Source organism: Nonomuraea sp. NPDC050227, assembly GCF_044459705.1.
GTDB lineage: Bacteria > Actinomycetota > Actinomycetes > Streptosporangiales > Streptosporangiaceae > Nonomuraea.
Genome location: NZ_JBITJF010000001.1, coordinates 821,367 through 836,537, shown reverse-complemented (window position 1 = coordinate 836,537; position 15,171 = coordinate 821,367). Strand labels below are relative to the sequence as shown.

14 protein-coding genes are annotated in these 15,171 nt (G+C 68.0%); 6 read left to right on the top strand and 8 right to left on the bottom strand.

The features are described 5' to 3' along the window. Positions 1–894 precede the first annotated feature (894 nt). Entirely contained in the window at positions 895–1,941 is a 1,047-nt protein-coding gene (locus ACIBK9_RS04530; protein WP_397155119.1) for a threonine aldolase family protein, read from the top strand. A gap of 607 nt (positions 1,942–2,548) precedes the next feature. Here the strand turns inward: ACIBK9_RS04530 and ACIBK9_RS04525 are convergent. The 8 genes from ACIBK9_RS04525 to rpmH all read right to left on the bottom strand — a co-directional run bounded on the left by ACIBK9_RS04525 (position 2,549) and on the right by rpmH (position 8,385). Next, positions 2,549–3,511: a ParB/RepB/Spo0J family partition protein gene (locus ACIBK9_RS04525; protein ID WP_397155117.1), complete on the bottom strand. Its 963-nt coding sequence runs from the start codon at positions 3,509–3,511 to the stop codon at positions 2,549–2,551. A gap of 276 nt (positions 3,512–3,787) precedes the next feature. Beyond that, positions 3,788–4,756, bottom strand: a complete 969-nt coding sequence (locus ACIBK9_RS04520; protein WP_387671793.1) for a ParA family protein — start codon at positions 4,754–4,756, stop codon at positions 3,788–3,790. Positions 4,757–4,893: 137 nt separating this feature from the next. Beyond that, positions 4,894–5,565: a 16S rRNA (guanine(527)-N(7))-methyltransferase RsmG gene (gene rsmG / locus ACIBK9_RS04515; protein ID WP_352322967.1), complete on the bottom strand. Its 672-nt coding sequence runs from the start codon at positions 5,563–5,565 to the stop codon at positions 4,894–4,896. 545 nt (positions 5,566–6,110) lie between these two features. After that, on the bottom strand, positions 6,111–6,599 hold the full coding sequence (locus ACIBK9_RS04510) for a R3H domain-containing nucleic acid-binding protein (protein WP_352362298.1): 489 nt from the start codon (positions 6,597–6,599) through the stop codon (positions 6,111–6,113). A gap of 20 nt (positions 6,600–6,619) precedes the next feature. Beyond that, positions 6,620–7,543, bottom strand: coding sequence for a membrane protein insertase YidC (gene yidC / locus ACIBK9_RS04505; RefSeq protein WP_352362300.1), 924 nt, complete (start codon positions 7,541–7,543; stop codon positions 6,620–6,622). Positions 7,544–7,547: 4 nt separating this feature from the next. Further along, a complete protein-coding gene (gene yidD, locus ACIBK9_RS04500) occupies positions 7,548–7,805 on the bottom strand; it encodes a membrane protein insertion efficiency factor YidD (protein WP_352322972.1) in 258 nt (85 codons plus the stop codon). Between the two features lie 17 nt (positions 7,806–7,822). Then, positions 7,823–8,164, bottom strand: coding sequence for a ribonuclease P protein component (gene rnpA / locus ACIBK9_RS04495; RefSeq protein ID WP_387671795.1), 342 nt, complete (start codon positions 8,162–8,164; stop codon positions 7,823–7,825). A gap of 83 nt (positions 8,165–8,247) precedes the next feature. Next, the gene (rpmH, locus tag ACIBK9_RS04490; RefSeq protein WP_043614899.1) at positions 8,248–8,385 is read right to left on the bottom strand and encodes a 50S ribosomal protein L34; all 138 of its coding nucleotides are present in this window, start codon (positions 8,383–8,385) and stop codon (positions 8,248–8,250) included. 448 nt (positions 8,386–8,833) lie between these two features. Between rpmH and dnaA the strand changes: the two genes are divergently transcribed. From dnaA to ACIBK9_RS04465, 5 genes are all read left to right on the top strand, one after another. After that, entirely contained in the window at positions 8,834–10,414 is a 1,581-nt protein-coding gene (gene dnaA, locus ACIBK9_RS04485; protein WP_357974053.1) for a chromosomal replication initiator protein DnaA, read from the top strand. A 525-nt stretch (positions 10,415–10,939) separates the two neighbouring features. Beyond that, entirely contained in the window at positions 10,940–12,079 is a 1,140-nt protein-coding gene (gene dnaN, locus ACIBK9_RS04480; RefSeq protein WP_387659418.1) for a DNA polymerase III subunit beta, read from the top strand. 49 nt (positions 12,080–12,128) lie between these two features. Beyond that, positions 12,129–13,070 (top strand): phosphogluconate dehydrogenase (NAD(+)-dependent, decarboxylating), encoded by a 942-nt coding sequence (gene gnd / locus ACIBK9_RS04475; protein WP_397155112.1) that lies wholly within the window; start codon positions 12,129–12,131, stop codon positions 13,068–13,070. A gap of 139 nt (positions 13,071–13,209) precedes the next feature. Continuing rightward, positions 13,210–14,442 carry a DNA replication/repair protein RecF gene (recF, locus tag ACIBK9_RS04470; protein WP_358291201.1) on the top strand — a complete coding sequence of 411 codons (1,233 nt, stop codon included), beginning with the start codon at positions 13,210–13,212 and terminating at the stop codon, positions 14,440–14,442. Next, entirely contained in the window at positions 14,432–14,932 is a 501-nt protein-coding gene (locus tag ACIBK9_RS04465) for a DciA family protein (protein ID WP_352324557.1), read from the top strand. Before recF ends, ACIBK9_RS04465 begins: the two co-directional genes overlap by 11 nt. Positions 14,933–15,171 lie beyond the last annotated feature (239 nt).

The following is a 15,171-nucleotide window of genomic DNA, read 5'->3' as shown; positions in this document are numbered from 1 at the left end:
GTCCGCCGCACAACAGCCCCATATCCGTCAGGCACCTACCGCTCCCGTCCCGCCGCGCGCCTGCCGCTCCCTCGCCCCTTGCACGACGGCCTCCCCTCGTCCACCAGGCGACCACCGCTCACTTCTCCACACGGCTCCCGCTCTCCCGGTCCCCCGCGCCATGCCTCCCGTAATCCGCCACACAACAGCTCTCTTCGTCCGCCAGGCGACCACTGCCCTCGTCTCCTGAACAGCTGTCCCCTCATCCCCGCGCGGCTGCTGCCCTCTTGTCGCGCCGCTAGCGCCGCCCGTTACCCGCCGCACGACAGCCCCTCCCTTCCGCCAGGCGACTACCGCTCGCGTCTCCCACACGGCTGCCGCTCTCTTGTCCCCCACGCGGCGCCTCCCGCAATTCGCCGCACGACAACTCTCTTCGTCCGCCAGGCGACCACCGCTCGCGTGCTCCGCATGATGCTGCTCCTGCCATCTCGCGCGCCGAACTGACGGCGCCTTCTTGAAGGCCTGCTTCCCTTGTGCTCTACTGCGCCGGAGCCGCATGCCTCGGCCTCACCGCTCTTTCCTCCCCTCCCCACAGGCCGCCCCACTCCCCGACGGGACGGCCCCGCCTTCCTTTCGATGCCTCGACAGGTTGCGGCCGCTAACTCATGGACAGCAGCCGTGGATCCTTTGGCGGACACCGTCGACCTCCCAGCCGTGCCAACCGCCGCCATGCCGCACAGACGACTGGTCGCACCCGCACTGCTCCAGATCCCCCGACAACGGCCACCGGATGAACATCAGCGCGACGCCGACGGGAGACATCACCGCCAACGACTCACGAGGCATCCGCGAGAACCACCCCGGCGGCCCCGCCCCTCACAGCCTCCGCCCAAGCGCCTTGCATAGCCTTACGGTGTGCCGATCAATCCCGCCCACCCGAAGAGCTTCGCCAGCGACAACCACGCCGGCGTGCACCCAGACATCCTCAACGCCATGACCGCCGCCAACCAGGGAGACGCCCCCGCCTACGGCGACGACACCTGGACCTCGACCTTCGAGCACAGAATCAAGGAAACGTTCGGCCCCACAGCGGAAGGCTTCGCCGTACTCAACGGAGCCGGCGCCAACATGGTCGGCCTGGCTCTCATGCTCGGCCGCTACGACGCCGTCCTCTGCGCCGACACCGCCCACATCGCCACCCACGAAACGGGCGCCACGGAACGCCTCCTGGGCGTGAAGCTCCGAACCATCCCCACCCCTCAGGGCAAGCTCCACCCGGACGACATCAAGGCCCACCTCCACCTCATCGGCCAGCACCACGAACCCCAACCGGCGGTCGTCTCCATCTCCCAGGTGACCGAGCTGGGCACCTGCTACTCCCCCGCCGAGATCGCCGCCCTGGCCGAAACGGCCCACGCCTCCGGCCTACGCCTCCACGTGGACGGCGCCCGCCTCGCCAACGCCGCCGCCCACCTGGACTGCTCCCTGAAAGCCATCACCACGGACGTAGGCGTGGACGTCTTCAGCTTCGGCGGCACCAAGAACGGCGCCATGGCCGCCGAAGCGGTGGTCGTCCTGGACCCGTCCCTGACAGACGCGGTCCCCTACCTTCGCCGCCAGTCGCTGCAGCTGGCCTCCAAGATGCGCTTCGTCTCAGCCCAGCTTTCCGCTCTCCTGGCCGACGACCTCTGGCACCGCAACGCGTCCCACGCCAACCAGATGGCACTCCGTCTGGCGGACGGCCTCGCGGACGTCCCCGGCGTCGCCCTCGCCTACCCCGTGGAGTCCAACGCCGTCTTCGCCACCCTCCCCCACGCGATCTCTGAATCCCTCCTGCAGAACTACCTCTTCCACTACTGGGACGAGATCGCCGGCACGGTCCGCTGGATGACCGCCTTCGACACCACCGAAGAACATGTGGACGATTTCCTGGCCGCCCTCCACAAGGCAGCCACCCCGTAGCCCTTCTCTGGCACCGTTTCACGTGAAACACCGCCACCCGCCACGCTCCCCCGGCCGGAGTCCCGCAGACGTTTCACGTGAAACACGTCCACTCACCCATCCAGGAACGGATGCCTAGGACGTGGGACGTGAAGGGCCGCCCCCCGAGGCCCGACCCGATAAGAGGTCGAGGCTGAACAAAACCCGCCAGGCGCGACCCCAGCCACGGGACTCCGACGCGAATGGGGCTGCCGAGCAATCACCACACGGCACTAAGCGAGCTACGCAAGAGCCGGGCAAACCAAGGAGCCGAAGAACCAACCCGGCGGGGCGAACCGAGAAGCCGAGGCACTACGTGAGTCGGAGAGCCGCGCAAGCCAGAGAGCCGCGCAAGCCGGAGCGAGCTGGAGAGACCCCAAGGCCGCAGCCCGGCCAGCCATCGTGCTCGCCCCGCATGCCGCACCCACGACGCAGCCCTGCGGACACACCCACAACACGAAGAAGGACCGACACAGGCGAACAGGTGCGAGAAGAGAGGAGAGAGGAGAACTGAAGAGAAGAGAAAGCGAAGAACGAAGGAAGGGGTTTCACGTGAAAGAGCGAGTGGTTTCACGTGAAACAGGCAAGGTCAGTCCTCGCGCTCCCGCATCGCCCGTGCCGCCTCAGGCGCCATCGTCCCGATGATGCGCTCAAGGTCGTCGATCGTCGCGAACTCCACCACGATCCGCCCCTTACGCCGCCCCAAGTCGACCTTGACCTTCGTCTCGAAGTGGTCGGAGAGCCGGTCCGCCAGATGGGTCAGCCCAGGAGCCGTAGGCTTGGGCGCCTGCCGCTCACGCGGCGCCTTCTGAGCGGCCTTCGCGCTGCCCATGGCGACGATCTCCTCCACCGCCCTCACGGACAGCAGCTCCGCCACGATGCGCTTGGCCAACTCAACCTGCTCCTCCGAACTGCTCAGGCCGAGCAGTGCGCGAGCGTGCCCGGCGCTGATGGTGCCGGCGGCCACGCGGAGCTGAACCTCCGGCGGGAGGTTGAGCAGCCGGAGCGTGTTGGTGATGTGGGATCGAGAGCGCCCCACCTTGCTGGCCAGCTGCTCATGGGTCGCTTGGAAGTCGTCCAGCAACTGCTGGTAGGCCGCCGCCTCTTCCAGAGCGTTCAGCTGCTCGCGCTGGAGGTTCTCGATGAGCGCGTCCCGGAGGAGATCGGTGTCCTGGGTGTTCCGGACGATCGCCGGGACCGGGTCAAGACCGACCTGCTGGCACGCCCGCCAGCGCCGCTCCCCCATGATCAGCTCGTACTGGCCGCCACCCACGGAGCGCACCACGATCGGCTGCAGAAGGCCGACCTCGCGGATGGAGTCGGCGAGCTCCTGGAGGCGCTCGTCGTCGAACACCTCACGCGGCTGACGAGGGTTGGGCACGATCGCGGTCAGCGCGACCTCTTTGAAGTACGCTCCAGCGATCGGCTTCGGGCCTGCCTCGACCGTGGAGCCGTTCGAGGGAGCGGGCGCCGTACCCGGGCCGTCAACGATGGGTCCGGTCGGGATGAGCGCCCCGAGTCCCTTGCCCAATCCCCGCCGCTGCTGACTCACTGCGTCTCCTCATCCAGCCGGTCGATTCCGGTCACTCCAGGAGAGGTTACCGTTGCGGGCCCAGCGGGGTGCCCCCACGCCACACACAGTCCCGTGGGATTTACGCCGACACGGTTACAAATCTGCCCAACTCACGACTCGCGCCGAACGAGACCGCTCACCGCCGGCGTCGAGCGCCGACGTCCACCCCGCCGACCCCGCGCAGGCACACCGGAGCACGGGCATGACAACCCACCCCCTCAGGCCGTGCCTGAGAGACCCGCGAGAGACCAGCCGTCAGGCCACGGTGGCGCGGTGGGCGATCTCCCGGGCCGCGTCCATGTAGGCCATCGCGCCGCTCGACCCCGGATCGTACGTCATGACCGACTGCCCATAGCTGGGCGCCTCCGACAGGCGGACGCTGCGCGGAATGACTGTCTTCAGCACCGTCTCCCCGAAGTGCGACCGCACCTCGTCGGCGACCTGCGAAGCCAGCCGGGTACGCCCGTCGTACATCGTCAGGACGATCGTGGAGAGCCGCAGAGCCGGGTTGAGGTGCGCCTTGATGAGGTCGACGTTTCTGAGGAGCTGACCCAGCCCCTCCAGCGCGTAGTACTCGCACTGGATCGGGATCATGACCTCCTCCGCCGCGACCAAGGCGTTGACCGTCAGCAGGCCGAGGGACGGCGGACAGTCGATGACGATGTAGTCGAACTCCGCCTCGTACGCCGCCAGTGCCCGCCGAAGCCGGGCCTCCCGCGCCACCAGCGAGACGAGCTCGATCTCCGCGCCGGCCAGGTCGATCGTGGCGGGCGCGCAGTAGAGGTTCGGCATCTCGGGGACCTGCTTGACGATCTCCACCATGGGCAGATCGTCGACGAGCACCTGGTACACATCCGGTACGTCACCACGATGCTCGGTGGCCAGCGCCGTCGAGGCGTTGCCCTGCGGGTCGAGGTCCACCACGAGGACGCGCTGGCCGTGCATCGACAGGGCCGCGGCAATGTTCACCGAGGTGGTGGTCTTGCCGACGCCGCCCTTCTGATTGGCCACCGCGATCACTCTGCACTTCGCCGGCCGAGGCCAGGAGTTGTCGCCGTCGCCGCTGGTGCCACCCCTCTGGGCGGCGGCGGGCTGCTCGGTGGCTGGCTGAGGGGCGGCCGGTTGGGTGGTGGCAGGTGTTTCACGTGAAACCACTGAACTGAGCGCCTCTCGTACCAACGGCGAATCACCGGGGTTCAGGGGGGTCTGGGTCACGTTGGCCATCCTTTCAACCAGTGGTGTGCCGGTGCCGGGAATTTGCTGTTGCGACACGCCCATTTCGGGCCATCCAACCCCGGTTGGGCTCTCGGACAGACGGCTGTCCGGCCAGCCAAGACCGCAAGACGCGACTGGCACAACCGTCACCTCCTTCGTCGCCGCCTGGCTCGCTCCGGCGCGCGACCCGCTACCACCCGAACCAATGTTGCAGGCGGCTCGACCTTACCGTGCCCGACGGTCACAAGCTCGGCCGTTCGGGCCCCGCAGGCCCGCAATTGGGACTCCGCCTCGGCGAGCTCGCCGGCGGCTCGCTCCCCCTTCATGGCTATCAGCTCGCCGCCCTCACGCAGAAGAGGCATGGCCCATTTCAGCAGCCGGTCGAGTGGCGCGACCGCCCGAGCACTGGCGACGTCGAACTCCCGCTCCCCCGCCAGATCCTCGGCCCGCCCACGCAGCACCTCGACGTTGTCCAGCTTGAGCGCCTCGACGCACTCCTCCAGGAACACCGTACGGCGAAGCAACGGCTCCAGCAGCGTGACCTCGATGTCCTGGCGGACGATGGCCAGCACCAGCCCCGGCAGCCCCGCCCCCGAGCCGATGTCCACCAGCCGCACCTCCGGCGGCACGGCCTCGGCGACCACGGCGCAGTTGAGCAGGTGGCGATCCCAGATACGCGGCACCTCACGCGGCCCCAGCAAGCCCCGGACGACGCCCGGGCCCGCCAGCAGCGCGGCGAACGCGTTCGCACGGTCCCATGCCTCCCCGGCGAAGACGTCCCGCGCTATGTCCGGCGGCGCCGGAAGCTCTTCGCTCACTGGATGCTGGCCCTTTCTCAGTCTCAGGTGGTGTTCGTACTCAGGTTGCCTGCTCGGCGGTGATGCCGGTGGGCGTTCGACGGTGGGTGTCTCGACGTTCTAGGGGCGGTGTCCACCCAAGGCTAGATGTGAGATCACACTGGAAGACTAGCGGGCTGGCATGTGGGTGACGGTCGAGCACGCCGCCGCGCGCCCCTCCCGATCCACCCTCGACACCAAATCCCCTACAGACGACATAGAGCGCATATCACCCGAAATAAACACTCAAAGGCACTTTTCGGGACGAACAACAAGGCCAGCGCACAAAACCGCGCGCTCCCCCGCTAACAGCGCCGAACTCCAACGCCAGCGCACAAAGACGCTGGACAACTCCCCAACAACAAGAAACAGGGATCGATCCGCACAAGCACGGAGGCCAGCCCGTAAACCTGCCAGCGGCCCACATAGGCCCCGCACCCCGTACGTACAGCTATAGATACGGAAACGGCCGCCCATCAGCGCACCCAAGCGCCGACAGACGGCCGAACCGACTCACCATGCACGTTTCAGGCGGGAAGGACCACCACGTACCGCTGCGGCTCCTCACCCTCGGACTCGCTGCGCAGCCCGGCGGCCGCCACCGCGTCGTGGACGATCTTCCGCTCGAACGGCGTCATCGGGTGCAGCGCCTTCGGCTCACCCTTGTCCTTGACCTGGTTGGCGACCTCGGTGCCGAGCTTGCTCAGCTCGGCCCGGCGCCGCTCGCGGTAGCCGGCGACGTCGAGCATGAGCCGCGACCGCTCCCCGGTCTGCCGGTGGACGGCCAGCCGGGTCAGCTCCTGCAGCGCCTCCAGGACCTCGCCGGCGGGCCCGACCAGCTCGTTGCCCTTGAGCCCCACGACGGAGACCATGGCGCGGTCGCCCTCGACGTCCATGTCGATGTCGCCGTCGATGTCGGCGATGTCGAGAAGGCCCTCGACGTAGTCGGCAGCGATCTCGCCTTCCTGCTCAAGCGCGTTGAGATCAGGAGCCTTCTCCTGCTCGGCCTCGGTCATGGCCGGCCTCTCCTTCGTGTTCAAGACTTCTTGCTGCCGGTGCGCTTGCTGCGGGACTGGCGGCTGGGCTGCTGCCTAATGATCTTAGGCTCCGGCGGGGCGGGAGGGGCCTCCTCTTCCGGAGTGGTCTTGCGCATCTTTGCCACCAGGCCGGGCTTGGGCGTCACGGGGATGGCGTTGCCCTTGGCGTCGAACTGCGGCATCGGGTGCCGGCTGTAGAACCAGTGCTGCTGGCCCAGCGTCCACAGGTTGGTGGTGACCCAGTAGAGGATCAGGCCCAGCGGGAAGTTGAGGCTGAAGAAGGCGAACAGCGGCGAGATGTACATCAGGATCTTCTGCTGCTGCGCCATGGGGTTGTCCGGCATCTGCGCCATCGAGCGGGTCACGCTCTGCCGGACGGTGAGGAACGTGGTGAGCGAGCTGATCGCCACGAAGAAGCCGATGACGACCTTCTGGGCGATGTCAGGGGCCTCGAAGAACGTGGCGGGCAGGGGAGCGTTGATGATCAGCGCGTGCTTGGCGCTGTCGACCAGCTCCTGCGACATGCCGAACTTGGCCTGGTCGGCGGCGATGGCCCGCAGCACGGTGAACATCGAGATGAAGATCGGGAACTGCGCCACGACGGGGAGGCAGCCACCGAGGGGGTTGGCGCCCGCGCCCTGGTACAGCGCCATGACCTCCTGGTTCATGCGCTGCTTGTCGTTCTTGTAGCGCTTGCGGAGCTCCTGGACCTTCGGTGCCAGCTCCTGCATCTTCCGCGACGACCGCATCTGCTTGAGGAACAGCGGGAAGATGAGGATCCGCATGCAGACGGTCAGCGTGACGATGGTCAGCGCCCAGGTCAACCCGCTGTTGGGGTCGAGGAAAGTGCTGTAGACCTGGTGGATCCAGGTGATGACTTGGGCGACGGCCGTGTACAGCCAATTGAGCCAGGACAGCTCCACCGAGCTAGCTCCCTTGCGTTTCGTGGGACCGGACCGGGCGTGGGGGCACCGGGTCTATACCTCCGGGATGGAATGGGTGGCACCGCCCGATGCGCCGGACAGTCAGCCATGTGCCGCGCAATGCCCCATGTACGGCAATCGCCTCGAGCCCATACGCGCTGCACGACGGGTAGAACCGGCAGCGTGGACCGAGCATCGGGCTGATGAACGCCCGGTAGAACCGAATGGGGATGATCAGCGCCCGGGCGGCGAGGCCCGGCATCCCTTGCGGCTGCTCCGTCATCTGTGTCCACCCGTCGAGGACTCGCGCCGCCTGAGCAAACGATCCAGCGCGGCGTCGAGATCGGCGGCCAGTTGCTCGACGCACGCGGACGCGGCCGGTGGATTGGCGCGTACCACCAGCAGGCTACCTCGCGGCAGCCGGTCGAGACGGTCGCGCATCAGGTGTCGGAGCCGTCGTTTGACCTTGTTCCGGGTCACCGCGCCACCAACGGCCTTGCTCACCACGAAACCAACCAGAGGTGTCTCTTCCCCAGAAAGGTTGAGATGCACCACCAAAGTGGGGCGTCCGGCGCGTTTGCCGCGTCGGACCGCCGCTTCGAACTCGTCCCCGCGTCGCATGCGGGATTGACGGGACAGCACCGTATACGCCTAACGCCCGTCGGCGAGGTACACCGACGGGCCGGACTTCGGGCGCGGGTCGATCAGGCCGACAGCTTCTCGCGGCCCTTACGGCGACGGGCGGCGAGGATGGCGCGACCGGCCCGGGTGCGCATCCGCAGCCGGAAGCCGTGGGTCTTCGCGCGACGACGGTTGTTCGGCTGGAAAGTACGCTTGCTCACGGGTGGGCTCCAGGCTTGAAGGTGCGCCCAGGGGCGCTTATACACACATGACTGGCCTGCCGTGGGAGCGAGGGCACGCGAAATAGCCGTCGCGTGGCAAGCCGACCGTCGTACGTTACGGGCCAACGGCGTCCCAGGTCAAACTGAACGGGTTATCCACTGATCCACAGGCGACTTTTCCACCGCCGGGCCCACGTCCACAGTTTGTGCATCCAGGTGCCACTACGCTGTGGACAACGTCTTGAACACAGCTGTGCACATGGATACTGTCGGCCCTTCTGGACCACCGGAAACACCGTGCACAGCCTGTGGATCTCCTGTGGAGGACCTGGGTACGAAGCCCTGCCGCCACGCTGTGGACGAAGGGGTCGCCGACCGCTCGGGGCGACCACGGTCATGTGGATAAACGATCGCGGGGGGCCGCGAGAGGAAGGAGGGGAGCCGCACCATGAGTGGTGTCGACCTCGGCACGGTATGGGCGAGGGCCCTGGGCAACTTCCTCAACGAGAACGTGCCCATCCAGCAGCGCACCTGGCTGTCGATGGTCCGTCCGATCGCTCTCGCGGACGACACGATCGTGCTCGGCGTCCCCAACGACTTCCTCAAGGACCTCATCGAGGGCAAGTTGCGCCCGCTGGTGGCCCACGCGCTGTCCCAGGAACTGGGGATGACGATGCGGCTGGCCGTGATGATCGACACCACGGCTCCGGAACAGCCTTTGCCGGACGCCCATCAACAGCCTGTGAATGTGCCTTATCCCCAGAGTGTGGATAGCCAGCCGCGTTACACACAGCCGGTGCAACCCCAGCACTACCAGGCATCCGAGCCCCCGCAGTTCTATTCTCCACAGCCCGAGCAGCCTCCGGCGTCCACCGAATATCCACAGCCTTCGTTCTCTTTTGAACAGGTGCAGCCGTACACACCGCCTGTGGAGAAAGCGCCGGAGCCGGCGCCGAATCGCTGGGAAGCGAAGAGCAACAAGCCCAGCGAGCCGGCCAGACTCAACCAGAAGTACACATTTGAGACATTCGTCATCGGCGCCAGCAACCGGTTCGCGCACGCCGCGGCCGTGGCGGTGGCCGAATCCCCCGCGAAGGCGTACAACCCGCTCTTCATTTACGGCGACTCCGGCCTGGGGAAGACCCACCTGCTGCACGCGATCGGGCATTACGCGCAGAGCCTGTACGACGGCGCCCGGGTGAGATACGTGAGCTCGGAGGAGTTCACCAACGACTTCATCAACAGCATCCGCGACCACAAGGCCGACGGCTTCCGCGGCCGCTACCGCGCGATCGACATCCTGCTTGTGGACGACATCCAGTTCCTGGAGGGCAAGGAGCAGACGCAGGAGGAGTTCTTCCACACCTTCAACACCCTGCACAACGCCAACAAGCAGATCGTCATCTCCAGCGACCGCGCGCCCAAGCAGCTCATCACGCTGGAGGACCGGCTGCGCAACCGGTTCGAGTGGGGCCTGATCACCGACGTCCAGCCGCCCGAGCTGGAGACCCGCATCGCGATCCTGCGGAAGAAGGCCATCCAGGAGGGCCTGGCCGCGCCGCCCGAGGTGCTGGAGTACATCGCGAGCCGGATCTCCACCAACATCCGCGAGCTGGAGGGCGCCCTGATCAGGGTGACCGCGTTCGCCAGCCTCAACAGGCAGGGTGTGGACCTGCAGCTCGCCGAGGTCGTGCTGAAGGACCTGATCACCTCGGAGTCCGACACCGAGATCACGATCGCGGCCATCATGACCGAGACCGCCAACTACTTCGGTATCAGCATCGAAGACCTGTGCGGCACCTCGCGCAGCCGCGCGCTCGTCAACGCCCGGCAGATCGCCATGTACCTGGCGCGCGAGCTGACCGAGCTGTCGCTGCCGAAGATCGGCCAGCAGTTCGGCGGTCGCGACCACACCACCGTGATGCACGCCGAGCGCAAGATCCGGTCGCTCATCGCCGAGCGCAGGTCGATGTACAACCAGGTCAACGAGCTGACAATGCGTATCAAACAGAGCAAGCGTGGATCTTGATGCTCGTGCACAGCCTGTGGAAAACACTGTGGACCAGCGGAAACGCAAAATCGGCGCGTCGGTACGACCGCCAATGCCGGGAAAAATCCACCCACAAGGGCTGGGGACGAATCTGGGGACATCCTGAGGAGAACCTGGGGATGACTCGTGGATAACGTGTGGACGGCCTGTGAACAGTCGATCTGGGACTCCAGAAGGCCCCCTCTTACCCCGTGGACAACCTGTGGAAACCTCGTGGATAACCGGTGGATGAACACCCCATGATCTGGGGACGGCCTGTGGGCGACGAATCTCCATCCCCAGGCGGCGAAGTTTCCCCCAGGCGTCACCCACACCCTCGGTGGATGAAAACAGGGGCACTGAGCTGCGAGGACATCAGTTGTCCACAGTTCCCACAGCCCCTAGTGTGATGACCTCTTATCTCTCTTACTAAGAAAATCAAAGACCCATAGAGGGGTTCTCCCCGAACCGCGGTGCGGGAGAGTGAACACTTGAATCAACGACGAACCCAGGAGGCTGATCACCGTGATGTTCCGAATCGAGCGAGACGTCCTCGCTGAGGCGGTGGCATGGACGGCACGCAGTCTCCCGGCGCGCCCGTCGGTGCCCGTGCTCGCCGGCATGCGCCTGGAGGTGACGGAGGGCCAGCAGCTCAAGCTGTCGGGGTTCGACTACGAGGTCTCCGCCGAGGTCACGCTCGAACTCCACACCGGTGAGGCGGGCGTCGTCCTGGTCTCGGGCAAGCTGCTCGCCGAGATCACGCGCGCGCTTCCCGCACAGCCTGTGGACTTCGTGGTGGAAGGCGCCAAGGCCGTCGTCACGTGCGGCAGCGCCCGGTTCACCCTGCTGACCATGCCTGTGGAGGACTACCCGTCGCTCCCGGCCATGCCGCCGGCCGCCGGGCGGGTGGGCAGCGACGTGTTCGCCTCCGCCGTCAGCCAGGTCGCCGTCGCGGCGGGCCGGGACGACACGCTGCCGATGCTCACGGGCGTGCGCATGGAGATCGAGGGCGACACCGTCACCCTCGCCGCCACCGACCGCTACCGGCTCGCCGTGCGCGAGCTCAAGTGGCAGCCGGGCCAGCCCGACTTCGCCGCGATCGCGATGATCCCCGGCAAGACGCTCGCCGACACCGCCAAGGCCCTCGGCACCACCGGCGCCGAGGTGGAGATCGCGCTCAGCTCGGCCGGCGGCACCGGCGAGGGCATGATCGGCTTCTCCAGCGCGGGCCGGCGCACCACGACGCGGCTGCTCGACCCCGAGTTCCCCAAGTACCGCTCGCTGCTGCCCACGGAGTTCTCCGCGCGCGCCGACCTGTCCACAGGCCCGTTCGTCGAGGCGGTCAAGCGCGTGGCCCTGGTCGCCGAGCGCAACACCCCCGTACGCCTGGCGTTCAAGAGCGGCGAGGTCGTGCTGGAGGCCGGCAGCGGCGACGAGGCGCAGGCCGTCGAGGCACTGCCTGTGGATTACGAGGGCGAGGAGATGAACATCGCCTTCAACCACCAGTTCCTGCTGGAGGGGCTCGGCGCGATCGACTCCGACGTGGCGCGCCTGCAGATGACGACCTCGACCAAACCGGCCATCCTCACAGGGGGCAAGCCTGTGGACGAAGGCGCAGGTACGGACTACCGTTACCTGATCATGCCCATCCGCCTGTCGGGCTGATCCCGTCATCGGGGATGATGGAAGCCTGACAAGGGGGTAGAGGAGCGTCATGCAGATCGGCATGGTGGGACTGGGCAAGATGGGCGGCAACATGGCCGAGCGGCTGCGCCGCGGCGGCCAGGAGGTGGTCGGTTACGACCGCGACCCCGGCATCAGCGACGTGGGCAGCCTGAAGGAGCTGGTCGAACGGCTGTCCGCGCCGCGCGCGGTCTGGGTCATGGTTCCCGCGGGCAAGCCCACCCAGCAGACGATCGACGAGCTCGGCGAGCTGCTCGACGAGGGCGACATCGTCGTCGACGGCGGCAATTCACACTATGTGGACGACCAGAAGCACGCCGCCGAGCTGCGCGAGAAGGGCATCGGCTTCGTCGACTGCGGCGTGAGCGGCGGCGTGTGGGGGCTCCAGAACGGCTACGCCCTCATGTGCGGCGGCGAGCAGGCCGACGTCGACCGGCTCATGCCGATCTTCGAGACGCTCAAGCCCGAGGGCGAGGACGGCTTCGTCCACGCCGGTGACGTCGGCGCCGGCCACTTCGCGAAGATGGTCCACAACGGCATCGAGTACGGCATGATGCAGGCGTTCGCGGAGGGCTGGGAGCTTCTGGAGGCGTCCGACGTCGTCAAGGACGTCAGGGGCTCCTTCAGCAGCTGGCGCACCGGCACCGTCATCCGCTCCTGGCTGCTCGACCTGATGGTGCGGGCGCTCGACGACGACGAGCACCTCGACCAGCTCCGCGGTTACGCCCAGGACTCCGGCGAGGGCCGCTGGACGGTCCAGGCGGCCGTCGACCACGCCGTGCCGCTGCCGGTGATCACCGCCGCCCTGTACGCGCGGTTCGCCTCGCGCCAGGACGACTCCCCCGCGATGAAGGTCGTCGCCGCGCTGCGCAACCAGTTCGGCGGCCACGCGATCACCTCGACCGAGGGCAGCACCGGCAAGGGCGCCGACTCGCCCGGCGCCGACGTGGCCCCGCCGCGCGAAGCCGAGTAACCCGGCTGAGCAGCCCAGCCGGGGTCCGGCCGGTCGGGCCGGCCGGTGGTCCACAGGCCGGCCGTGGAAGCCCGAGGTTTTCCACAGGACGGCAAGCCGGTGACACGGGCGGCCCCCGCGGCGGACTAACCTTCGTGGGGTGCATGTCGCCCACCTCTCGCTGACCGACTTCAGGTCCTACGCGTCCGTGGAGCTCGGTCTGGAACCGGGCGTCACGGCTCTCGTCGGGCCCAACGGCCAGGGCAAGACCAACCTGGTCGAGGCCCTCGGCTATGTCGCGACGCACTCCAGCCACCGCGTGGCCAACGACGCGCCGCTGGTGCGGCAGGGGGCCGCGCGGGCCATCGTGCGCTGCGCCGTCCACAGGGACGACCGGCGGGCGCTGGTGGAGCTGGAGATCAACCCGGGCAAGGCCAATCGGGCGCGGCTCAACCGCTCCCCCGTGTCCAGGCCGCGCGACGTCATCGGGCTGCTGCGCACGGTGCTGTTCGCGCCGGAGGACCTGGCGCTGTCCAAGGGCGACCCGTCGGAGCGCCGCCGTTTCCTCGACGACCTGCTCGTGGCCAGGGCCCCGAGGTTCGCCGGGGTCCGGGCCGACTACGACCGGGTGCTGAAGCAGCGCGGCGCCCTGCTGCGCACGGCCGCGCAGGCCCGCAGAGGCAGCAGGAGCGGCCGGCGGGCCGAGAGTGACACCGCGTTCGCCGCCGCGGGCGCCGGCGACGTCCTGAGCACGCTGGAGGTGTGGGACGCCCACCTCGCCAGGCACGGCGCGGAGCTGTTGCGGGCGCGGCTGGAGCTCATCGAGGCGCTGCGCCCGCTGGTGGCCGGGGCCTACGCCGCGCTGGCCCCCACGAGCGCCCCCGCGACGCTGGCCTACCGCAGCACGTTGTCCACAGGTGGGGACGGCGCGGAGGACGAAGTCGCCGGTGAGCGGGGATCTCCCGATGCGCAGACGTTATCCACAGACTTGGGGAAAACCCTTGAACAGCAGCTCCGCGACCGGCTCACGGAGGTCCGCCAGGCTGAGCTGGAACGGGGCGTCACCCTGGTCGGCCCACACCGCGACGACCTGATCCTGGGCCTCGGCGACCTGCCCGCCCGCGGCTACGCCAGCCACGGCGAGTCGTGGTCGTTCGCGCTGGCGCTGCGGCTGGCCGCCTACGACCTGCTGCGGGCCGACGGCGGCGACCCGGTGCTGATCCTCGACGACGTGTTCGCCGAGCTCGACAGCCAGCGCCGGCGCAGGCTGGCCGAGATCGTCGCGCCGGCCGAACAGGTGCTGATCACCGCCGCCGTGCCCGACGACGTGCCGAAGGAGCTGGCGGGGGCCCGTTTCGACGTCGCTGAGGGGAGCGTGACCCGTGTCCGATGAGCAGCACAACGCGGCGGCCAGGGGGGCCGCCATGGCGAGGGAGAAGCTCGCGCAGGCGAAGGCCGACGCGGCCAAGCGCGGCCAGCTCCCGCGCCGCGAGCCCAGGCGCAAGGCCGGCCCGCGCAGGGAGGCCGGCGATCCCCAGCTCTTCGGCCGGGCCATCGCCGACCTGCTGGCCGACCGCGGCTGGGAGCGCTCGGCGGCCGTCGGCGCGGTGTTCGGCCGGTGGAAGGAGATCGTCGGCCCCGACCTGGCCGCCCACACCCGGCCGGAGTCCTTCGACGAGGGCGAGGTGCTCATCGCGGCCGATTCCACGGCCTGGGCGACGCAGGTCAGGCTGCTCGCGCGCACCCTCATCCGCAGGCTCAACGAGGAGCTGGGTGACGGTTCCGTGACAAAGGTCAAGGTCAGGGGGCCGCAGAACGCGCCCCGGCCCACAGGGGGTTTGCGGGTGACCGGAAGTAGAGGGCCCGGCGACACCTATGGTTAGGCGCCGGGGGCGATCAGACAGCCGCAGACGCGATAAGCCCCCTTTCCGAAGGGGGGATGCTTGAGTGGGGGGCAAATCGAGCTAGGGCGCATCACAGGCGCGTGTATTGCCACCACGGGCTCCGGGAAGCGGTAGAATGAAAAAGGATTCCGGACACGTCCGCTTGCGTGTCACCCCGGCAGTAAGCCGACTCCCCCGGGTGACCGCGCATCGGGGCACTCACGACGGTGACGGGCACG

What these genes read in the sequence shown, in the direction of transcription:
- ACIBK9_RS04520 (WP_387671793.1), bottom strand. Translation starts at nt 4,756, where the DNA reads ATGGCCAACGTGACCCAGACCCCCCTGAACCCCGGTGATTCGCCGTTG.
- ACIBK9_RS04510 (WP_352362298.1), bottom strand. Translation starts at nt 6,599, where the DNA reads ATGACCGAGGCCGAGCAGGAGAAGGCTCCTGATCTCAACGCGCTTGAG.
- yidD (WP_352322972.1), bottom strand. Translation starts at nt 7,805, where the DNA reads ATGCCGGGCCTCGCCGCCCGGGCGCTGATCATCCCCATTCGGTTCTAC.
- rnpA (WP_387671795.1), bottom strand. Translation starts at nt 8,164, where the DNA reads ATGCGACGCGGGGACGAGTTCGAAGCGGCGGTCCGACGCGGCAAACGC.
- dnaA (WP_357974053.1), top strand. Translation starts at nt 8,834, where the DNA reads ATGAGTGGTGTCGACCTCGGCACGGTATGGGCGAGGGCCCTGGGCAAC.
- gnd (WP_397155112.1), top strand. Translation starts at nt 12,129, where the DNA reads ATGCAGATCGGCATGGTGGGACTGGGCAAGATGGGCGGCAACATGGCC.